The organism is Paraburkholderia dinghuensis (assembly GCF_003837865.1).
GTDB lineage: Bacteria > Pseudomonadota > Gammaproteobacteria > Burkholderiales > Burkholderiaceae > Paraburkholderia > Paraburkholderia dinghuensis.
The window spans coordinates 63,657-83,954 of the sequence record NZ_RQIS01000006.1 but is presented as its reverse complement, the minus strand read 5'-3'; the positions used below and the strand labels follow the sequence as shown (position 1 = coordinate 83,954).

The window sequence follows — 20,298 nt, the reverse complement described above, 5'->3', positions numbered from 1 at the left end:
GCCTAGCGCAATGGCGCCTTGCGCAACTCGTTGACCTCTTTCGCCGTGACCGGCTGGCCATGGTTGCCCCACGCCGTGCGAATGTAGGTCACGACTGCAGCCGCGTCGCTGTCGCTCAGTTCCTGCGCGAACGGCGGCATGCCGTAAGGCTGGAGGTTGCGTTGCGTACCCGGCGGGAAACCGCCATTAAGCACAATCCGGATCGGGTTGACCGCGGAATCCATTTCGATCGACTGGTTGTCGGCGAGCGGCGGATACCTCGGCACGTTGCCCTTGCCTTCGTCGCCGTGGCAGATCGCGCATTTGTCCGCATACACCGCTTTGCCGCGTGCGAACACCTTCGTGCCGGTCGGCGCCGAGGGGCCCGACTTGCGGCCCGTGTTGTCAGGCAGCGCCTTGAGGTAGACGGCCATCGCCTTGACGTCTTCGTCGTTCAGATACTGAAGGCTGTGATACGTCACTTCCGCCATCGGGCCGTACACCGCGCCACGATCCGAGAGGCCTGCCTGCAGCAGATCGACGATGTCTTTGGTACTCCAGTCGCCGAGGCCACCGTCCTTGTCGGAGGTCAGCGATGGCGCGTACCACATCTGCACCGGAATCAGGCCGCCCGCGAACTGGTCGTGGCGCGAGGAGCCGCCAAGCGCGTTGATCTGCGTATGGCACATCGTGCAGTGGCCGAGGCCTTCCACGAGGTACGCGCCGCGATTCCACTCGACCGACCTCGCTGGATCCGGCTGGTATGCCCCTTCGCGGAAGTAAAGCGTGCGCCAGCCGAGCAGCAGCTCGCGCTGATTGAACGGGAATTTGAGTTCGTGCGGACGATTCTGTTGCTGCACCGCCGGAATCGATTGCAGGTACGCGAAGATCGCATCCGAGTCCTCACGCGTGACCTTCGTGTACTGGGCAATCGGCATGGCCGGGTAAATCAGCTTGCCGTCGGGCGACTTGCCCGTGCGCATCATCTTGAAGAACGCGTCCTTGTCCCAGCTGCCGATACCGTACTTTGCGTCAGGCGTGATATTGGGCGAATAGAGCGTGCCGAACGGCGTTTCCATCGCGAGGCCGCCGGCGAATAGCTTGCCGCGTGGCGCCGTATGGCAGGCAACGCAGTCGCCAGCACGTGCGAGATATTCGCCGCGAACGACGATCGCGGGCCGTGTATCGGTCGTGGCGGTTGCTGCCTGCGCTGCGTGGGCGCTCGACATGCCGAAAAACAGCATCGACGCAGCAGCACCGGCGACAGTCGTCACGCCGGCCACAGCGCGCGCGAGATGGGAGATTCGATTCTTCATTGCGGTTGACTCCCGCATGCGAGAGGCAGTTTGGCATCGCTCGACGGCGCCGGCCGGGGATCGTCAGGTCGCGGCTGGCGTGAGAGCCAGCTCGAAACCGCGTAGATATCGCGATCGTTCAGCTTCACGGCGATCTCGTGCATGCAGTCGCGCGCGAGTGCGTGCCGCGTGCCCGAGCGCCATGTGCCCATCTGCCCGGCGATATAGCTCGCATGCAGGCCGAGCAGACCGGGAATGCCTGGCTCCGCACCGGTCAGGCGGGCACCGTGACATTCGGCGCACGCGGGCAGCTTGCGCGACGGGTCGCCGTGAATCACCAGTTGCTTGCCATAGTCGAGCACAGCGGGAGGCACCGGAGCGGAATCGGGATTCGGATACGGAGGCTGGAAGCCAGCGAAGTACTGGGCGATTCGGTGCAGGTCTTCGTCGGGCAGGAACGCCAGCAGGTAACCCATCGGCGGATAGGTCCGGCCACCGTCGCGAAACGCCGACAACTGGTTGAACAGATAGTCGGCAGGCTTGCCCGCAATGCGCGGGAAGTAGTCGTTGTTGCGCCCCTGCCCCTGCACGCCATGGCACGACGTGCAGGCGCGCATACGCTCGTCCATCGGGGACGGCGTAGTCGCGGACTGCGCTACCGCGCAAGTCGAGGCGACACTTAGCAACAGTAAAAGCGATGCTCCGATGGTTCTGCGATACACGACGAGCCTCATGGAGTCAGGTGAGGTACACAACCTCTGTTCATGTGCAACACGCACATGGTTGTACTCAAAGTGGCCGGATAGTGCCTCACAAATCATGCATCGGACTAGTACCTTAATAGTCCACTTGGTTATTTCGTTGCAAATTTATCGAAATAAGGTAGTGCATTGCATCGCAATGTCGCACCCTCAATTTTCACAAAAACATTTCAACTTAAACGGGTTATCGGCATGTGTGGCGGAAACTTGAATGCATTCCACATAAATAGTGAAATGACGCGGCAAAAGGGCGCTTGTTCAGACGCACGTTTCGCGCACACGTCGTCGCACTGCGACCCGGAGCGCTGGACAGAAGAGCTAATTCGCCAATTAATCTGGCGCTTCGTTAATCGGCAAACGTTAAACTCGCGTTTATCGAGTTCATAGCTTGAGCTATTGCACGCAGATTCAAATCGACACGACCACGCGTTCGCATGGAAATAACCCGCGACATCAAATGCTTGAGCAGATACTGGACAATCTGTAATGTGCGAGTCAGGGCATATTGAATGGATCGAAGCACGGAACGGCACAGCTATCCGTCATGTTGATACCCGGCCCCAGGGTGTGTCGAAGCGATTGAGTTTGAGCAGGCCTGAAAGGCGTAGGCTGATTACACTGAACGTTCTGAAAGCCAGTCCTGCAAATTCTGATCAGGATACCTACGCTTTATCCGCACAACCAAGCCGGCTGAAGTCACTTCAACCGTAAGCGCCAGATTCACTAATATTCTCAAGACTTTGTCAGGCCGGGAACCGTAGCCTGTCCGACGCTTTGCACGATTTCCCCTGCAACCTGACAAAGCCCATTTGCAGCCGTTCCCCGCTGCGTCGTGTCACATCACGACGATAGATCCAGCGCGTTGGTCAAGTCACCCATGACCTGCTGCCCGCGCGCCTGCATCGCTGCGTCGCGTGCGCGTATGCCATCGAGCGTTTCGAGGTCGAACACGCGCGTAACCAGGCGCAAGATCGACGCCGTGTCGTACACCGTGTGATCGACGTACCCCTTCTTCGCGAACGGCGAGATGACCAGCGCCGGCACACGCGTGCCCGGCCCCCAGCGGTCGCCCTTCGGCGGAGCAACGTGATCCCACCATCCGCCATTCTCGTCGACCGTGACGATCACGACCATGTTCTCCCATTGCGGGCTCGCACGGAGCACCTTCACTGCATGCATGATGTGACGGTCGCCCGACGCAACGTCCGCGTAGCCCGCATGCATGTTCAGGTTGCCCTGCGGCTTATAGAACGTCACGGCGGGAAGGCGCCCTGCCCGCGCATCGGCGAGGAAGCGGTTGGTACTCTCATCGTCGCCGAGGCCGCCATCGCGCAGATGTTTCGCACGCGCCGCCGTGCCCGGGCCCAGATTTGCGTAATAGTTGAATGGCTGGTGGTGATACTGGAAGTTCGGGATCAGCGGCGTGCCATCGTTCGTGTTCTTTCCGTGCATATCCAGCGTCTGCTGGAACGCGCCGGCGTACCAGGCCCACTCAACACCGCGCTTGTTCAGCTTGTCGCCGATGTGCTCGTGCGTCTGCGGCGGCACAACCATCGCATTGCTTTCCTGCGTTAGGTCGACCACGCCATCTGCGCCGACCTTGTACGGAGTCGGCGCGTACGGCGGCATCATCGTATTTACCGCATAGCTTGCGGTGCTGCCGTCCGGGAGATTTTCGGGCGGCGTCAATGCGCTAGGACCGAACTTCGGAGTGCCTTCCATCGCGCTTTTCGGCGACGCGGCGAGTGGTTTCAGATTAGGGTCATCCGGACGTCCACTGACGGTCTCGGCGATCTGGAACTTCGCAATGCTCTGCGCCGGATTGGCGTACACGGGCGGTGTCGCCGCAATCAGATAGTGATGGTTCAGGAACGAGCCGCCAAACGCACCCTGGAAGAAGTTATCGCACAGCACGAATTCGCTGGCGAGATCCCACATCCGAAGATCGTAGCTGGCGTTCGCGTAGTGGCCCATCGTGAAACCCGCCGAGTCGGCCCACGCGACGAACATGTCGTTCTTGCCGCCGTTGATCTGCATCTGGTTCTGGTAGAACACGTGCCAAAGATCATGGGTAACAAGCGACAACGGCAGTTTCTCGCCATTCGGGCCTTTAAGCGCAAATGGCGCGTTCGGCAAATTGGTCTGGAATTGAACACCGGCCTTGTACGTGACGCCATCCACGGTCTGGTCTTTCAACAGCCAGCCGCCCGGCACGGGGGGAAGCTGCGGCAAGACAGTCGATCCATCGCGATCACGTTGCCGGTACTCTTCCGGCTTCACACTGGAGAGCGGGCGCTCAACGCCAGGATAATCGCCAAACAAATTGTTGAAGCTGCGATTTTCCGCGTAGATCACTACAACGGTCTTGACTTTGGATCGCAGTGCGCGATCGAACTGCGGCCCCGCCGCGGCACCCATCACAGCAGAGTCGCGCGATGGCGGCAGCGCGCAGGCCGCCAGCCCTCCTCCCATCGCCACCGCTGCAACTCCGCCGAGAAAGTGGCGGCGGCCCGGGCGCTGGGGCGTCTCTGCTACATCGGCTTCTTCATTCACCGGCGGTGAAGCGGGAGGTTCGCGGTATTTCATCGCATGTCCAAAGATGAGGGAAAGGATCGAACGGGGCTCGCACCGGGCACGGCACCGCACAATTCTGCCTGCGAGCGGTCGCGCTGCAGACGTCAATCGGGGGCATATAGTTGCGTACCTGTCGTGACAGTTTCGTGACGCGAAGAAGAGGCGACAGCCTGACGCGACATGGTCTGGCGCGGTCCTTGACAACCTTTAAGACGACCCGGCGCTCACTCGGGCATTCGCCCCGGAAGCGCTCATCGAAACCTCGATGAGGCGTTTCCCCAGGCCTACCCGCCCGGATGAAACAGCGTCACGCGAGTTTGCAGGCCGTCGCATCCCACACGCTTGCGCCCTTCGTCACTCTCGATCGATTGAAAGCGCAACGTATTTTGAATGCTCAAGTAAACGTTGTCGATTGTCGCTTGAACGAAGCGGATCGCCGATATCTTACGTGCATTGCGTTACGCGATGAACGGACTACCTAATAGCCGTTCCCTGTGAGTCACAAAAGGCCTCGAGTCCGCAAAACCATGGCCTATCGCGGGGATAGATTCGTGCCGCTACGGTTGAACAGCGTCGGGCAGGTTCCTGCAAAACGGGTTTTGGCGCCGTGAAACGGCGAATGTGGATCGCCAAAGCCACGGACGGTTAGTTGCGTTTCAGAATGTCAAACGCAATCGTTCATGCGGGACTTTCGCGTTCGGGGGCTCGGGTTCCGTTCGGAAACGAAACGAATTGTGACCATCGGTAACAGCCAGGTCGACATTCGCCGAAAGGAAGCTTTCCCGACGCTCCGAGCCGGACGGATTAGAAGCAAGTTCGATTTACACTCGCTTGCGATTCCTTACCCATGTGGATTGACTTGAAATCTACGATGCCTGGCAGCCTGCTCACCGGGCACCGAGGTGGCCGGAGTTTCCGTTTCCGGCCACCTTTCACATGAATTGAATCAGCGGGCTCGCTCACCATAAATGACCAGCTTTGATACCGTCATTCTGGGATTTCTTGCACAAATCCATCTTCCGCCCCTGCTCAACCACGCAATCAGGGTGATTGCGGGACTTTATACGTTCAAGGGTTTTCTGCTAATCCCGCTGCTGTGGTGGATCTGGTTCGAGCCTGGCGCGCGCCGCGACTGGCAGCGCGAAATGGTCATTGCCACGGTGGCGAGCGGCCTGATTGCGCTCGCCGCGGGTCGCATGCTTGCGCATTTCCTGCCGTTTCGGGAACGGCCGATTTTCAATCCAGACCTGCATCTGCATTTCGCCTCGGATTCGCTGCGCGAAGCTGCGCTGAGCAACTGGAGTTCCTTTCCGAGCGATCACGCCATGCTGTGGATCGCGATCGCGATGGGAATCTTCCTCGTATGGCGCGGTATAGGTACGCTTGCGCTTCTGTACACCACGCTATTCATCTGCTTGCCACGCGCGTATCTCGGCTTTCATTACCCGACCGATTTGCTTGCTGGCGCCGCAATTGGCGTGGCGATTACGTATCTCATGACACGCGACGCGGTCAGAAGCCGAACCGCCGCGCCCATTCTGCGCTGGACGATGCGCCTTCCCGGACCGGCATCGATGCTCGCATTTCTTGTGTGTTTCGAGCTGATTACGCAGTTCGACGATCTCCTGCGGCTCGCACATTCGGTGATGAATGCAGTGTGATGCGCGCGGTGGGTCAATGCGGTTCGAGGCGAACCAATCGACTGCCCCGACTGGTCCGAAAGGATTTCCTGAATATACCGACCTCTGGGGTGCGGAGATGCGGCCCACAACTCATCGTGCAGTCACGTCGGTCTTGTCGCGATAAGGTGTTGCAGATAGGGGCGCGCCCCACGCAACGAGTTGAGTCGCAGCCGACGCCCATGTGGCGGCGAGGCCGCGATCTTCCGTCGTGGACGGCATCAAGCTCCAGAAATACGATGCCGGCTCTCGTACCAGCGTTGCGAGCGATTGACGAGGCCGACGACGAACAGCATCGCCGGCACCTCGATCAACACGCCGACCACGGTTGCCAGCGCAGCGCCTGAATGAAAACCGAACAGGCTGATGGCGGTCGCGACGGCCAACTCGAAAAAATTACTTGCGCCGATCAGACTCGAAGGACCGGCCACGCAATGCGCGACGCCGAGCCGGCGGTTCAGCAGATACGCGAGCCCCGAGTTGAGCAGCACCTGAATCAGGATCGGCACGGCCAGCATGACGATCACGAACGGTTCGCTCACGATGGCCTCTCCCTGAAACGCAAAAAGCAGCACGAGCGTTGTCAGGAGCGCGCCGATCGACCACGAACCAAAGCGCGCGACCGTTCGCTGGAAATGGGCCTCGCCCTTTGCGAGCAGACGACGTCGAAGCCATTGCGCGAGGGCGACCGGAATCACGATGTACAGCGCGACCGAACTCAGCAGCGTATTCCACGGCACGGCAATTGACGACAACCCGAGCAGCAGCGCAACCAGCGGCGCGAACGCAACGACCATGACCGCATCGTTCAATGCAACTTGCGACAGCGTGAAATACGGATCGCCTTTGCACAATTGTGACCACACGAAGACCATCGCAGTACACGGTGCCGCGGCGAGCAGGATCAGCCCGGCGATGTAGCTATCGAGTTGTTCAGCGGGCAACCATGGCGCGAACACCTGCCGGATGAAAATCCAGCCGAGCAACGCCATCGAAAACGGCTTGACGAGCCAGTTCACGAACAGCGTGACGCTAATTCCTCGCCACTGGCGGCCGACCTGCCCCATCGCGGTGAAGTCGATCTTCACGAGCATCGGCACGATCATCACCCAGATCAGCACGCCGACCGGCAGATTCACATGAGCGACTTCGATCCGCCCAATGGCCTGAAAAATCTGCGGCAGCGCCTCCCCGAGCAGGATACCGGCGACGATGCACAGCGCGACCCAGACAGTCAGGTAACGCTCGAAGAAACCCATGGCAGGCCGGCTGCCGGAGACAACGGTATCAGTGCCGGTCATCTGCCACCTCTGGCGGACGCTCACCGATAGCGCGCATTTCCCGGTGAATCGCCGCATGGTCGAGCATGGGTAGCGGCAAATTCACGAACTGCGTCACGCGATTCATGATCTGCCGGAACACCTTGTCGAAGACGCGGCGCTTCGCTTCATCCGATCCCTCGAACGCCGCCGGGTCCTCGAAGCCCCAATGTGCAGTCAGCGGTGTGCCGGGCCAGAACGGGCAGGTTTCACCGGCTGCCTGATCGCAGACGGTGATGACGAAATCCATTTGCGGCGCATCGGGCGTCGCGAACTCGTCCCAGCTCTTGCTGCGCAGTTTCGACGTGTCGTAACCGAAGGCGGCGCAGCGTTCCGCCGCGAACGGATTGACCGTTCCGGTCGGATGACTGCCCGCGCTATACGCTCGGAACCGGCCCTTGCCGAGGATGTTGAACAGTGCTTCCGCCATGATGCTGCGTGAGCTGTTGCCCGTGCAGAGAATCAGAACGGTATAAACCTTGTCGCTCATGAACGGCTCCGCAGCGCGACGATCGATTCAACCGGCGAACAGCACGCAGCCGTTGTGGCAACCGCTTCGTGAGACGTGCCGTAGACCGGCGCCGCTTCGAGCGTGCGGAAGGTTTCCCAGGCGACACCCTGAGGATCGACAGTCCAGGCCTTGTCCGACTTCGCGTAGCAGCACGTTGTCCCGATCTGCTGCGCGACAGGTAATTGAGCGGCGGCGAAGCGTGCGTTCATTTCGGCCAGTTCCGCATCCGTTTCGACCTGAATGCCGATGTGATCGACACCGGCTTTCGCGCCGCGCTTCGAGATTGCGAAGTTGACGGCGGGATCCGTAAGCTCCCACTTGCAGTAGTCGTCTTTCAGCACGGTCGGCTCTGCGTTGCCGAACATGGCGCGGTAAAAGCGGATGCTGTCGTCGAGGTTTTCGACCGATACGTGGATGTGCATGCGTTTCATGGCTTGCCTGTGCAGACGTTGGGGAGACCGTTCGCGGAGCAGGCCGCGCCTGCGCAACAGTTCTCCGTGAGAAACCCGACCAGATTCGTCATCGCATCGAAATTCGCCGTGTAGATGACGAAGCGCCCTTCCTGCCGCGATTGCACCAGCCCGGCATGAGAGAGGTCCTTGAGGTGAAACGAAAGGCTTGATGGGGCGAGGCCCAACTGCTGCGCGATCTCGCCGGCCGCCATGCCCTCGTAGCCCGCGACGACGAGGGCGCGAAAGATAGCGAGCCGGGATTCGTGAGCAAGCGCGCCGAGGGCGCGCACGACGAGGTTCGAGTCCATGTCCGCCAGCATACATCGATAATTTCTACATTTCAAGAATTATTGAAATGACGCTAAAGCCGCCGCATTGATCCTCTCCAGCCGGCGTACAGACGCTCCGCAGCGATCGCTTCAATGGCGCTCATCAAGTCTCAGTGTTGCAGTGCAATGTCCCCGCTTCCATTACTTGTAAACTGTCCGCCGGACGTACATGCGTTTCCAGTGCACGGGGCCGCTATGGCGCGCCGAAGTAACGCGCGTTGCTAATCGCGGCATTCGCATCGTTTGCCGCGGAAAAGAGTAGCGTGTTGTAGTCGCTACCTGGTTGGCTGCAGTCTCAGCGTTCAATGACGCAGCCGACCTTCAAGTTCGAAACAGCAAACAGAGGATGCCACTTGTCGAAAGGACACAAAGAGACCGGTCAAGGCCACGAACACGAATCTGCGGCCGGAAAGACACGTAACGATCTTCCAGATGATCCTGCGCTGCCCACTCTCGCTCATCGCGCCGCACACCGCAGGCCTTTACCGTGGGAACAACCGAAATCGCGCGACGAAGAGGCGCAGGTGGATGACCGCCTGCATGCGATCATGCACAACCCGTCCTACGTGGAAGCGGACCACGACATCGACTTCTTGCAAGGCGACGACACGCGTGGTGTGCGCCTGCAACTCGACTACCTGAAGGCTGAGCAAATCCTGCAGTCGCAGGGAATCGACAGGACGATCGTGATTTTCGGCAGCACGCGTCTGCGCGAACCCGCTACGGCCGCACGGGAGCTTGCTGCGGCCAGGCAAAGTGCGGAAGACCATCCGCACGATAGCGTCTGCGAGCGCGCGCTCCGGCTCGCCGAGCATCGAATGGAATTGTCGGCCTACTACGATGTCGGCCGGCAACTGGGGCGCCTCGTTGGTCAGTGCGGCGACCCGCGGCTTGCAGTACTCACCGGAGGCGGTCCCGGGGGCATGGAGGCCGCTAACCGCGGCGCCTTCGATGTGGGAGCGAAAAGCGTCGGCCTGAACATCGCCCTTCCGCACGAACAGTATCCAAATCCCTATTTGACGCCGGGCCTGTGCATGAGCTTCCATTACTTCGCCATGCGCAAGATGCACTTCATGAAACGCGCCGCAGCGCTTGTCGCGCTTCCCGGCGGTTTCGGCACGCTGGACGAGCTTTTCTGCGCGCTTACGCTAATCCAGACACGCAAGTCAGCACCGATTCCGATCGTGCTGATCGGCGAAGCGTACTGGCGCAACGTATTCAACGCTGACTATCTCGCCGAAGTGGGCAGCATCGATGATGAGGATCGCGAACTGTTTTCGTACGCGGAAACCGCCGAGGAAGCATGGTCCGGCATCCTCGCGTGGCACAGCCAGAACGGCAGCCCGCTCGTTGTCAAATCACAGCCATGACAGGACAATCCATGAAGATCTCGTTTCACGGTGCCGACCGCGAGGTGACCGGTTCGTGTCACCTGCTTGAAGCTGATGGCAAGCGCATTCTGATCGATTGCGGCATGTACCAGGGGAGCCGCGAGCTCGACGACGAAAACGCGGGCGACTTCGGCTTCGATCCGCGTTCGGTCGATTTCCTGCTGCTCACGCATGCGCACCTCGACCATTGCGGACGGATACCGCTACTGGTCAAGCGCGGCTTCACCGGCGAAATCATCGCGACGGCGGCCACCCGCGAGCTCGCGCGACTCGTGATGCTCGACGCCGCACGGCTGCATGAGGAAGAGGCTGAACGCTCCGAGCGGCACGCGCACCGCCGCGGTGAAAAAACACGCAAGCCGCTCTACGGCACACTCGACGTGCTCGATACGCTCGACCATTTTGGCCGCAACGCTGTCTACGACGAACCGCTTTCGCTCGCACCCACCCTGCGCGCGACGTTTTACGACGCTGGGCACATCCTCGGATCGGCCAGTATCCGTATCGAAGACACGGAAGGCTCGGGCCGATCGGTCGTCTTCTCCGGGGACCTTGGCAATCGCGATCGTGCGATCCTGCGTGACCCGCAATTCCCTCCGCCAGCCGATGTAGTGGTCATGGAGACCACCTATGGCGACCGCTCGCACAAGGCGCTCGCGCCATCGATCGAAGAACTGTATGGCGCGATCACGGACACATTCAAACGCGGCGGTAACGTCGTCATTCCGACTTTCGCGATGGAACGCGCGCAGGAGATTCTCTACTACCTGCGCGAGGGTATCGAACAAGGGCGCCTGCCCCGCTCGATGCCCGTGTACCTCGACTCGCCGATGGCCATCTCCGCGACCGAGGTTTTTCGTCGTCATCCGGACTGCTTTGCAGAGAAAGACCGCGCGATGTTCGACGAGGGAAAGGATCCGTTCACGCTGCCCGGGCTGCGCTTCACCCGCGAGACGGCGGACTCGATGGCGCTCAATAACCTGGTCGGCGGCGCCGTGATCATGGCGGGCTCGGGCATGTGTACGGGTGGACGCATCCGCCACCACCTGCGTCACAATCTCTGGCGTCACGATTCGAGCGTCATCTTCGTTGGCTACGCTGGCCGAGGCACGCTGGCGAGGATTCTCATCGACGGTGCAAAGCACGTTAATCTGTTCGGTGACGACGTCCCCGTCCACGCCCGGCTATACACGATCAACGGATTTTCCGCGCACGCCGATCGTGACGAACTGCTCGCGTGGCAAAGAGCCCTGCGGCCGAAACACACCGTTCTGGTCCACGGCGACGAGGAAGTCATGCGCAGCTTCGCAACCCAGCTAAGCGACACTGAGGTCCACATGCCAGGCATCGGCGACGAGATTCTGGTCTAACGCGAGGCACGCGCGAGCGGTACGCGGCCGCTTACGCCGCTGCCGCCTCGCGCAGATCGTCCAGCACGAGAACCTTGTCGAACTGCTCGGTTACGCGCGGTGTCAGCTTGTGCGTGATGAGCAGCACGCTGCGCCCCGCCATCAGCTTCACGATGGCGGCCATCAATGCCTGTTCGGTAATGGTGTCCAGTCCTTCTGTCGGCTCGTCCAGCACCAGAATGGGAGCGTCAAGCAACAGTGCGCGGGCAATCGCGAGTCGCCGTGCCTGCCCTCCCGAGAGCCGCGTGCCGGCTTCGCCGATCGGCGTATCGTAGCCCTGCGGCAGGCCAGAGATGAATTCATGCAGTTGCGCTTCGCGGCAGGCCGCTTCGAGACTCGCCTGATCAGCGTCCGGACGCGCGATCAACAAATTTGCGCGAATCGTGTCGTTGAAAAGATAGGTATCCTGCGAAACGACAGCAATCCGCGCACGCACCGCGTCAGCTGCACAATCGCGCAGATCAACGCCACCTAGCTCGATGCGTCCTGCCGAATAATCCCGGAAGCGCAACAGGAGCTGGACAAGCGTGCTCTTTCCCACGCCACTCGTGCCAACTATGGCGACACGGCCGCCAGCAGGAAGGTCGAACGAAAGATCGCGCAGCACCCAGGGAAGCGCTTCTCCGTACCGGAAGCTGAGATTACGGATTGCCAGATCGTTACCGGACGGCATGGGAACGGGCTCCGGCGGGTCCTCTACTGCGGGCGCCGCATCCACCAGTTCGAAAATCCGGCGCGCAGCGGCCAGACTCTCTCCGAGGAGCTGGAGGGCTGTCGAGATCGGCATCACCGCCTCGAAACTCGCGAGCACCAGCAATGCGAGCATAGCGATATCGGCCGGGGCGAGCGACGTAGAAGCCACCCGGGGAATAGCCAGCAGCAGCGTGCACCACATCGCGCCTGACGCACACACGGCGAGCGCCCCTTGGGAGATACCCCTTACCCTGCTCAGGTTCGCCTGCTCCCCGACCAACCGGGCCGACAACCGGTCGACTCGTTGAGCGTACTCGTTGGCAGCACCGTAGACCTGAAGCTCTCCGAGTCCCTGCAGACTGTCCACAACGGTTTCGTGCAATTCGGCACGCAAGGCGACGGTCCTGCGACCCGGCTCCTGCGTCCAGATGAAGCCCAATCCGGGCAGTGCCACGCCAGCCACTAGCAGGAACATCAGCGTAACTGCCGCGACGGGCAGGCTGAATACCGATACGACCGCAACAATGACGAGTGTCCCGATCAGACCCGTTGCCGCCGGGACGAGCGCGCGAAGGTAGAGGTTGCTGAGACTGTCGATGTCCGACTGAATGCGCGTCGCCAGATCTGCTCCGCGGACGCGCTCGAGCCCGGCAGGCGCGAGCGGCTCGATACGGACATAGAACCACACGCGCAAACGCGCGAGCAGCCGGAACGTCGCTTCGTGCGTGACGAGGCGCTCGATGTACCGGCCGCCCGTCCGTATGATCGCGCACGCGCGGATCAACGCCGACGGCGTGAAATAGTCGAACGCAATATGAGTGACGCCTGCGAGCGCCATCGAAGCGATAAACCAGCCGGCGACGGCCATCAATGCGACGTTGGCCAGCACGGTGGCAAGCGACAGTGCAGCGCCGGCCGCCATCCACCACCAGTAAGGCCGAAACAGTGCAATGAGGCGAAGCAGATCGGCACGTGCGGTCGCGTTTTCGTGCTTCGCAGACTGGGTGACGTGAACGGGCGTTTTCATGACTCGACCTCGGCGCGTTCGTCCGGAGCGGCAATTCCGGCGTCAATGAGCCGCCGATAAACACCGTCGCTGGCCGCTAACTGCTCGTGCGAGCCTGACTGCACGGCCTTGCCGTGCTCCATCACGACGATCGTGTCAGCGAGCGCCGCCGTGCTCATCCGGTGTGCGATCAGTAGCACGGTCCGCCCGCGCGCAAGCCGGCGCAACGAATCGTGAATGCTCGCCTGGGTGTGGACGTCGAGGCTTGCCGTCGGTTCATCGAGCAGCAGCACAGGGGCGTCCTTCAGGAAGGCGCGAGCGAGCGCGAGCCGCTGGATCTGTCCGCCGGACAAGCCGACCCCGCGTTCGCCGAGCTCGGTGTCGTATCCGTTCGGGAGCGACTGAATGAAGTCGTCGGCCCCCGCATCGGACGCGGCCGCGCGCACAGTGTCAAAGTCCGCGTCCGGCCGCGCGATCAAAAGATTCTGCATGACCGTGCCCGCAAAAACGTGCGCGCGCTGCGGCACCCACGCGACCCGCGACCGCCAGTCGTCGAGATCGGTGTCGTTCAGCAATTGCCCATTAACGGAGATTTCCCCGGACGTCGCGCGCGCGAAGCCCAGCAGCAGGTTCAGAACGGTGCTTTTGCCCGCGCCGCTATGCCCGACCAGCGCCGTAATGCGCCCCGCATCCGCGACGAGATTCAATCGATCGAGCGCTGGCCGCTCCGAAGACCAGTCGTGAGAAACATCGTCGAAACGGATCGTGTAGCCTTCCGCGGCTGGCAGTGGCGCACGCGCACCGTGCTCCTCAGGCTCGGGCAGATCGACTATCTCCATGATGCGTTCCGCCGCGGCGATCGCGTCGAGCCGCTCGTGATACTGGCTACCCAGCGAACGAAGCGGCATGTAGAACTCGGGGGCGAGCAGCAACACGAACAATCCGCGCAGCAGCGGGATTTTCCCGTAGAAGAGGTGAAATCCGACCAGTACCGCCACGACCGCGATGCCTAGCGTCGCGAGAAATTCCAGCACGACCGAAGACAGAAACGCGACCCTCAGCACCCGCATGGTGCTGCTGCGATAGGCCTCGGACAATCGCGCCACGACGCTCGCCTCGCGCCGGCTCGCGTTAAAGAGCTTCAGTGTCGTGATGCCTTGAAGCGAATCGAGAAATCGCGCGCCAAGCACCGCGAGGAGCTTCCATTGACGCCGGTTCGCATCGGCCGCGCTCTTGCCGAGCAGAATCATGAAGAGGGGAATCAGCGGTGCGGTCACCAGCAGGACAATTCCCGACACCCAGTCGACGGGAAACACAACGACCAGGATCGCAAGCGGCAGCATCACCGTCAGCGCGCGGCCGGGCATCCACCGCGCGTAGTAGCCTTCCAGCGCTTCGATACCCTGCACGAGATGCGTCGCCAGCGCCCCGCTCGCCTCGCCGCGCAGCCACATCGGCCCGAGTGCCTGCAGCTTGCGCAACAGTTCGTTGCGCAACGCGACTCGCATGGTGGCGGCGGCGGAAAAGGCCACCCGCTCTGACAGACGGATCAGGACGTAGCGCAGGGCGATCACCGGCGGTATGGCCGCCAGCGCCGGCCATACCTTGGCCAGTCCCGCGCCCTCCATCACCACGGCGCTCAAGATCCAGGCCAACAACGCCGCCTGCACCATCAACAGCAGTCCGGAGCCCATCCCGAGCGCCACCACCCGGCCGATGCCGGGACGAATGGGCGCCGCGCGCCGGGCGAGCCAGCGATCGACGATTTTTGTAAGTGATGAGTCAGGGCGGGACATACGTGAATACCTGATTGAAGCCGTTGCTGTGGCACCTATAATCCCCAGAGGCCCAGGGGCGCGTACCGCAGCGGATGACGCCACCGCCCGACAAGGGCCATGACGACATGGAGACATAATGAAAACCGTTCTTCAGTTCACGCTGTACCTTGCGATTGCCGTTGCCGCCATCGTGGTCGCCGTCATCGTCAGCAACTATGGACTCTGGTACCTGACGTGGCTAATCGGTACGGCGTTGATCGTCCTGTGTGCAGTAGCTGGGGGCGTCCTTTTCGACACGCAAGAGCGACAAGGCAAGATTACGTGATAGCCGCGCCGGCTGGATGAGTCAGACGGCCGCGCCAGGGGTTGGGCGCGGTGGTCATTTGCGCCGGGGGTTGCCCTGACGCTTCCACGTACCGCGCGTAGGCTTCCTGGGCGTCGACTTCGCCTCGCACCAGCTCGCCTAATATTTGAGATACCTCCACGTCGCGTACGGTTCGCGGCGTTACACGCATGATCGAAACGCCTGCGGTCCGGAGCATCTTCAGGTCGTGTACCCAGTCAGGATCGGGGCTCTCCAATGATGCCTCGCGATCGCAACCCGGCAGTCCATGAATCGGCCACCCCTCGTAGGGGCAGTCATCGACCCGACACGCCCAGCGTGAATAGTGCCGCGGCGACAGCACCGGCTGCTCGATCTCGCAGGCCGCGTCGGCTGCAAAAGTCAGCACCTTCACGACCTCGCCGCGGCAGATGGCGGGCGTCACCCAGCGCTTCGCACCGAGCGCGACCAACTGCGTCAGCGTGGTCAAGTCTTTGCATTGCACACCTGACCCTATGACAAGCGGAACCTTACCGGCCAGCATCTGCAGTGTCCGCGTATCGCTGACTTCAACCGGAAGCGTACAGTCTGCGATCCACGCGTGAGAACCTTCGGCCGCCCACTCGTCCGCAGCGGCACGAACGGAAAGAACGACTTCCTTGCCGCCCGCGATCAGTTCGCGCGCAACGGCAAGACAGTCCCTCTTTTGCAAACCGCCCAACGCGGAGTGAATCGTAGTGCCGATATAAACGATGTCCACCGACGACAGTGCAACGGCATCGTAGAACGCCATCGTTGCGGAACGCGTCCAGTTCCCTGCGATTGCACCGATGGAAATTTTCACGGATACCTCCTTGCACACGTCGGTGGAAAACCATGGCAGGCGGGGTCCCGCCTTCGTCGTTACCCCGCCTGCCGTTCTTCAGGTTTTCTTCTCGTTTTCCTGAGCGTCGTACAGCACGCCGCCAGCCGCGGCGAACAAGACGATCATCGCCGTGCCAATCAGCCAGGAGAAATACCAGGCGCCGTAGTTGCCAATGACCACGCCGATGAAGATGGCGAGCACAGCAACGACCATGAAAATCACAAAGAGTCGAAACGTTTTCATCTATAGCTCCATCAGTAGGCGTGCGGATCCGACTCGACCTGTTCCGCCTTCACCTTTCCGCGCATAACGTGGAACGCCCAGCTCGTATAGGCGAGGACGATAGGCATGAACACCACGGTCCAGCCGGTCATCCACGTAAGCGTGGTCTGGCTCGATATGGAATTCCACACGGTCAAGCTCTGCGACGGATCGCTGGACGAAGGCATCAGGAACGGGAACAGACTCACGCCTGCCGTACCGATCACGCCGATCCATGCGAGCGCACCGAGCCACCAGGCGAGCGTCGAGCGGCCGGCGCGGACGGCCAGCAGGCCAAGCAGCATGCCCACGTAACCGAGAACCGGCACGAGCCAGAGCACCGGATACGCACGGTAGTTGTCGAACCACGCACCATCAGCCAGCACGACGGACTGCTGCAGCGGGGTCTGCGCCATGCCCGGAAGCGGAGCATGCTCGAGCCGGTAGCCGCTCATCTGACTGACCCAGATGCCGCCGATCGTAAAGAGAACAATCGCAACGATGCCGCACACGGTCGCCGCACCCCTTGCCCGATCCCAGAGCGCACCGCGTTCGGCACGCCCCATCAGCATCACGCCGCCCATGTAAATCGCGAGCGTCAGCGACAGCACACCGCACATCACGGCGAACGGGTTCAGCAGGCTCAGGAAGCTCCCCGTGTAGAACGACGTCAGGTCCCAACCGAAGTGAAACGGCACGCCGCGGAACATGTTGCCCATGCCGGCGCCGTACACGATCATCGGCACCGCGCCGCTGACGACCAGCGACCAGTCCCAGACGTTGCGCCACTTCGTACCCGGCAACTTGCTGCGATATTCAAATCCCAGCGGGCGCACGATCATCGTCCAGAGCAACAGCAGCATGACGATGTACAGACCCGAAAACGCCGTCGCGTAGATGAGCGGGAACGCCGCGAAGATCGCGCCGCCGCCGAGAATGAACCAGACCTGATTGCCGTCCCAGTGCGGTGCAATCGTGTTGAGCGCGATGCGCCGCTCCGTATCCGTGCGGCCCACGTAGCGCAGCATCGCGCCGACGCCCATGTCCATGCCCACCATGATCGCAAGTCCCATCAGCAGCACGCCGAGGAGCAACCACCAGAGCACCTTTAAGAAGAGATAGAGTTCCATTAATGTTCCTTGGCGGTCGTGAGGTTCAGTGCGGCAAGTTCCTTGTCCAAAGCGGCGTCGCCGTCACCGTGTCCATGCTCGCTGTCCGGTCCCTTGCGGATCGCCCGGACCATCAGATACATCTCGACGGCGATGAAAACCGTATAGAGCAGAACGAAGCCGACCAGCGAGAAGATCATGTAACCAACGCTGTGGGTCGAAGCAGACATCCACGTTGGCAGCATGCCGAACACGCTCCACGGCTGGCGGCCGACTTCCGCCGTCACCCAGCCAAACTCGCAGGCAAGGAAGGGAATCGGAATCATCCACGGGGCGAGTTTCAGGAACCAGCGCTGACGCGCTACGTCACCACGCAACGACAGGATCACCGCGATCACGAAGTAGGCCAGCATCAGCAAGCCGCACGCGACCATGAGGCGGAACACCCAGAAGATCGTGAACACGTTCGGGATCGAGTCCTTCGCCGCCTTGGCGATGTCCTCATCCGTCGCATTCGCAACGTCCTGGTCCTTCGCATAGCGCTTCACGAGGAAGCCGTAACCGAGATCGTCCTTATGCGCGCCGAACTGCGCGAGCGCTGCCTCGTTGGTCGGGTCCTTGCTGAGCACCTTGAGCGCATCGACGGCGGGAATGCCATTGCGGATGCGTTTGGCGGCGTCGGCCTCGATGCGGTCGATGCCCGGAACGGTCGTATCGAACGTATGCGTGAGCAGCGGCGTCAACACGTAGGGAATCTGGATACTCCACGTATTTTTGCCGTCGCCCTGATCGGGCCACGCCGCGATATTGAACGACGCGGGCGCCTCTTCCGTTTGCCACATCGCTTCCATTGCAGCCAGCTTCGAAGGCTGGGCATGGCCGCCGACGAAACCGAGCGCGTCGCCGAGCGTAATCACGCCGGCCACGGACAACACGCCGAACAGACTGGCCATACGGAACGATCGCTTCGCAACCTCCATGTTACGGCCGCGCAGCATGTAATACGCGCTGATGCCGGTCACGAAGATGGCCGCGGTGACAAAGCCCGCAATGCTCGTGTGAACGAACTTCGTTTGCGCGTCTTCGCTGAAGATGAGCGCGCCGAAGCTCTGCAGTTCCATGCGCATGGTGACGGGGTTGAACGCCGCACCCACGGGGTTCTGCATGAAGCCGTTAGCGACCAGAATCCAGAGCGCCGAGAAGTTGGACCCCAGTGCGACGAGATACGTGACGGTCAAATGCTGGGCTTTCGAGAGCCTGCTCCAGCCAAACGCCATCAACCCGACGAACGTGGACTCCATGAAGAAGGCCATGAGACCTTCGATCGCCAGTGGCGCACCGAAGATATCGCCGACGAACCCCGAGTAGAACGACCAGTTCGTGCCGAACTCGAACTCCATGGTGAGGCCAGTGGCCACGCCGAGCGCGAAATTAATCAGGAACAGGCCGCTCCAGAACTTGGTGATGTCCCGGTAGATTTTTTTCCCTGTGATGACGTAGACCGTCTCCGTCACCGCGAGGAAAAATGACAGTCCCAAGGTCAGTGGGACAAAGAGAAAGTGATAGAGCGCGGTGGCGGCAAACTGAAGCCGCGACAGCTCAACCACGGTATCGTTGATCATGAAATGCTCCGCTAAAAAGCTGAACGAGCCGAACCTCGAACCCCGAACCAGCGGCGGTCTAACTACACGCTGGCGTTAAACGAGTACCCAAGGCTTTGGCGCTTCGATACATCGCGTTGATGACACTGCAAAAGCCGTACGATCGCGCGCGGCACACTCCCCTACAACCGTAATAGTTTCTTATTTTCTGTAATCGTATATTACTTTGCATTGTGTAACCGTCGTGGCGGAATGCCGCACACCGGCTAAAAGCGGTCAATTTCGACAGCTCACAAGACGCGGGACAATATCTTCGTCTCATTAACTATGCAACTACGAAAGGGGTTCCGGAGCCTTTGGACGCTGTCAGATATACTTGCGGCGGAGATGACAACCACCATGAACGACACAAATACGGCCATCCGGGCGCTCCGGATCGGCGATCCGGCACCGGAATTCAGGGCTAGAACGACTTGCGGCGAGTGCGCGCTCGCTGATTACCGCGGCAACTGGCTACTCCTGTTCGCCCATCCCGCCGACTTCACGCCGGTGTGCACCAGTGAGTTCATCGGTTTCGCGAAGGCACAGGACAAGTTCGATGCGATTGGCTGCAAGCTTCTCGGGCTGTCCATCGACAGCCTGTATTCGCATCTGGCCTGGTTGCGGGACATTCACGAGCGGTTCGGCGTGAGGGTGACGTTCCCGATCGTCGAGGATTCGTCGATGGCAATCGCAACGGCCTATGGAATGCTCGATCCACTCGCTCCCGACGCCGGGGCCATCAGAGCCAGTTATGTGATCGATCCGCAGGGGGTGATCCGGGCGATGTCGTGGTATCCCCTGAATGTGGGGCGGTCAGTCGACGAGCAGTTGCGCCTCGTCCGCGCCTTGCAGGTTGCGGACGAAAACGGCGTATCTACCCCCGAGGGCTGGCACGAGGGCATGCCCATGCTCGAACTGGCTC

18 protein-coding genes are annotated in these 20,298 nt (G+C 61.1%); 5 read left to right on the top strand and 13 right to left on the bottom strand.

Annotated features, from left to right (window positions below; genetic code table 11):
* Positions 1-2: 2 nt before the first annotated feature.
* The 3 genes from D1Y85_RS09780 to acpA form a co-directional block, all read right to left on the bottom strand.
* Positions 3-1,295: a c-type cytochrome gene (locus D1Y85_RS09780; protein ID WP_246024848.1), complete on the bottom strand. Its 1,293-nt coding sequence runs from the start codon at positions 1,293-1,295 to the stop codon at positions 3-5.
* Positions 1,292-1,996 carry a c-type cytochrome gene (locus D1Y85_RS09775; RefSeq protein ID WP_185218944.1) on the bottom strand — a complete coding sequence of 235 codons (705 nt, stop codon included), beginning with the start codon at positions 1,994-1,996 and terminating at the stop codon, positions 1,292-1,294. The genes D1Y85_RS09780 and D1Y85_RS09775 overlap by 4 nt, the downstream gene beginning before the upstream one ends.
* An 879-nt stretch (positions 1,997-2,875) precedes the next feature.
* On the bottom strand, positions 2,876-4,621 hold the full coding sequence (gene acpA, locus D1Y85_RS09770; RefSeq protein ID WP_124150854.1) for an acid phosphatase: 1,746 nt from the start codon (positions 4,619-4,621) through the stop codon (positions 2,876-2,878).
* Between the two features lie 956 nt (positions 4,622-5,577).
* Here acpA and D1Y85_RS09765 point away from each other — a divergent pair.
* A complete protein-coding gene (locus D1Y85_RS09765) occupies positions 5,578-6,270 on the top strand; it encodes a phosphatase PAP2 family protein (RefSeq protein ID WP_124150853.1) in 693 nt (230 codons plus the stop codon).
* Between the two features lie 239 nt (positions 6,271-6,509).
* On the opposite strand, the gene arsB is transcribed toward D1Y85_RS09765, so the two are convergent.
* Genes arsB through D1Y85_RS09745 form a run of 4 tightly spaced genes read right to left on the bottom strand, consistent with a single transcriptional unit; the run spans position 6,510 to position 8,878 of the window.
* Positions 6,510-7,589: an ACR3 family arsenite efflux transporter gene (arsB, locus tag D1Y85_RS09760; protein WP_124150852.1), complete on the bottom strand. Its 1,080-nt coding sequence runs from the start codon at positions 7,587-7,589 to the stop codon at positions 6,510-6,512.
* A complete protein-coding gene (locus D1Y85_RS09755; RefSeq protein ID WP_124150851.1) occupies positions 7,576-8,097 on the bottom strand; it encodes an arsenate reductase ArsC in 522 nt (173 codons plus the stop codon). Before D1Y85_RS09755 ends, arsB begins: the two co-directional genes overlap by 14 nt.
* On the bottom strand, positions 8,094-8,549 hold the full coding sequence (locus D1Y85_RS09750) for an ArsI/CadI family heavy metal resistance metalloenzyme (RefSeq protein WP_124150850.1): 456 nt from the start codon (positions 8,547-8,549) through the stop codon (positions 8,094-8,096). Before D1Y85_RS09750 ends, D1Y85_RS09755 begins: the two co-directional genes overlap by 4 nt.
* Positions 8,546-8,878 carry an ArsR/SmtB family transcription factor gene (locus tag D1Y85_RS09745; protein WP_124150849.1) on the bottom strand — a complete coding sequence of 111 codons (333 nt, stop codon included), beginning with the start codon at positions 8,876-8,878 and terminating at the stop codon, positions 8,546-8,548. The genes D1Y85_RS09750 and D1Y85_RS09745 overlap by 4 nt, the downstream gene beginning before the upstream one ends.
* Positions 8,879-9,423: 545 nt before the next feature.
* On the opposite strand from D1Y85_RS09745, the gene D1Y85_RS09740 reads away from it, so the two are divergent.
* Both D1Y85_RS09740 and D1Y85_RS09735 read left to right on the top strand, forming a co-directional pair.
* Positions 9,424-10,269: an LOG family protein gene (locus D1Y85_RS09740; protein WP_246024847.1), complete on the top strand. Its 846-nt coding sequence runs from the start codon at positions 9,424-9,426 to the stop codon at positions 10,267-10,269.
* Between the two features lie 11 nt (positions 10,270-10,280).
* Positions 10,281-11,660 (top strand): MBL fold metallo-hydrolase RNA specificity domain-containing protein, encoded by a 1,380-nt coding sequence (locus D1Y85_RS09735; protein WP_124150847.1) that lies wholly within the window; start codon positions 10,281-10,283, stop codon positions 11,658-11,660.
* A gap of 31 nt (positions 11,661-11,691) precedes the next feature.
* Here D1Y85_RS09735 and cydC read toward each other — a convergent pair whose 3' ends face one another.
* Both cydC and cydD read right to left on the bottom strand, forming a co-directional pair.
* Positions 11,692-13,419, bottom strand: a complete 1,728-nt coding sequence (cydC, locus tag D1Y85_RS09730) for a thiol reductant ABC exporter subunit CydC (RefSeq protein ID WP_124150846.1) — start codon at positions 13,417-13,419, stop codon at positions 11,692-11,694.
* Complete coding sequence (gene cydD, locus D1Y85_RS09725) at positions 13,416-15,194, bottom strand: thiol reductant ABC exporter subunit CydD (RefSeq protein WP_124150845.1); 1,779 nt, start codon at positions 15,192-15,194, stop codon at positions 13,416-13,418. The genes cydC and cydD overlap by 4 nt, the downstream gene beginning before the upstream one ends.
* A gap of 118 nt (positions 15,195-15,312) precedes the next feature.
* Between cydD and D1Y85_RS09720 the strand changes: the two genes are divergently transcribed.
* On the top strand, positions 15,313-15,501 hold the full coding sequence (locus D1Y85_RS09720; RefSeq protein ID WP_124150844.1) for a hypothetical protein: 189 nt from the start codon (positions 15,313-15,315) through the stop codon (positions 15,499-15,501).
* Here the strand turns inward: D1Y85_RS09720 and D1Y85_RS09715 are convergent.
* The 4 genes from D1Y85_RS09715 to D1Y85_RS09700 form a co-directional block, all read right to left on the bottom strand.
* The gene (locus D1Y85_RS09715; RefSeq protein ID WP_124150843.1) at positions 15,494-16,342 is read right to left on the bottom strand and encodes a hypothetical protein; all 849 of its coding nucleotides are present in this window, start codon (positions 16,340-16,342) and stop codon (positions 15,494-15,496) included. The two genes, D1Y85_RS09720 and D1Y85_RS09715, sit on opposite strands and share 8 nt — an antisense overlap.
* A 78-nt stretch (positions 16,343-16,420) precedes the next feature.
* Positions 16,421-16,606 (bottom strand): hypothetical protein, encoded by a 186-nt coding sequence (locus tag D1Y85_RS09710; RefSeq protein WP_124150842.1) that lies wholly within the window; start codon positions 16,604-16,606, stop codon positions 16,421-16,423.
* An 11-nt stretch (positions 16,607-16,617) separates the two neighbouring features.
* The gene (cydB, locus tag D1Y85_RS09705) at positions 16,618-17,754 is read right to left on the bottom strand and encodes a cytochrome d ubiquinol oxidase subunit II (RefSeq protein ID WP_124150841.1); all 1,137 of its coding nucleotides are present in this window, start codon (positions 17,752-17,754) and stop codon (positions 16,618-16,620) included.
* Complete coding sequence (locus D1Y85_RS09700; protein WP_124150840.1) at positions 17,754-19,355, bottom strand: cytochrome ubiquinol oxidase subunit I; 1,602 nt, start codon at positions 19,353-19,355, stop codon at positions 17,754-17,756. The genes cydB and D1Y85_RS09700 overlap by 1 nt, the downstream gene beginning before the upstream one ends.
* Positions 19,356-19,733: 378 nt before the next feature.
* Between D1Y85_RS09700 and D1Y85_RS09695 the strand changes: the two genes are divergently transcribed.
* Positions 19,734-20,298 (top strand): peroxiredoxin (locus D1Y85_RS09695; protein ID WP_221410276.1); only part of this gene is annotated, 565 nt, incomplete at its 3' end.

Coding starts and splice junctions, on each gene's coding strand:
- D1Y85_RS09780 (WP_246024848.1), bottom strand. CDS start 1,295: ATGAAGAATCGAATCTCCCATCTCGCGCGCGCTGTGGCCGGCGTGACG.
- acpA (WP_124150854.1), bottom strand. CDS start 4,621: ATGAAATACCGCGAACCTCCCGCTTCACCGCCGGTGAATGAAGAAGCC.
- D1Y85_RS09765 (WP_124150853.1), top strand. CDS start 5,578: ATGACCAGCTTTGATACCGTCATTCTGGGATTTCTTGCACAAATCCAT.
- arsB (WP_124150852.1), bottom strand. CDS start 7,589: ATGACCGGCACTGATACCGTTGTCTCCGGCAGCCGGCCTGCCATGGGT.
- D1Y85_RS09755 (WP_124150851.1), bottom strand. CDS start 8,097: ATGAGCGACAAGGTTTATACCGTTCTGATTCTCTGCACGGGCAACAGC.
- D1Y85_RS09750 (WP_124150850.1), bottom strand. CDS start 8,549: ATGAAACGCATGCACATCCACGTATCGGTCGAAAACCTCGACGACAGC.
- D1Y85_RS09745 (WP_124150849.1), bottom strand. CDS start 8,878: ATGGACTCGAACCTCGTCGTGCGCGCCCTCGGCGCGCTTGCTCACGAA.
- D1Y85_RS09735 (WP_124150847.1), top strand. CDS start 10,281: ATGAAGATCTCGTTTCACGGTGCCGACCGCGAGGTGACCGGTTCGTGT.
- cydC (WP_124150846.1), bottom strand. CDS start 13,419: ATGAAAACGCCCGTTCACGTCACCCAGTCTGCGAAGCACGAAAACGCG.
- cydD (WP_124150845.1), bottom strand. CDS start 15,194: ATGTCCCGCCCTGACTCATCACTTACAAAAATCGTCGATCGCTGGCTC.
- D1Y85_RS09720 (WP_124150844.1), top strand. CDS start 15,313: ATGAAAACCGTTCTTCAGTTCACGCTGTACCTTGCGATTGCCGTTGCC.
- D1Y85_RS09710 (WP_124150842.1), bottom strand. CDS start 16,606: ATGAAAACGTTTCGACTCTTTGTGATTTTCATGGTCGTTGCTGTGCTC.
- cydB (WP_124150841.1), bottom strand. CDS start 17,754: ATGGAACTCTATCTCTTCTTAAAGGTGCTCTGGTGGTTGCTCCTCGGC.
- D1Y85_RS09700 (WP_124150840.1), bottom strand. CDS start 19,355: ATGATCAACGATACCGTGGTTGAGCTGTCGCGGCTTCAGTTTGCCGCC.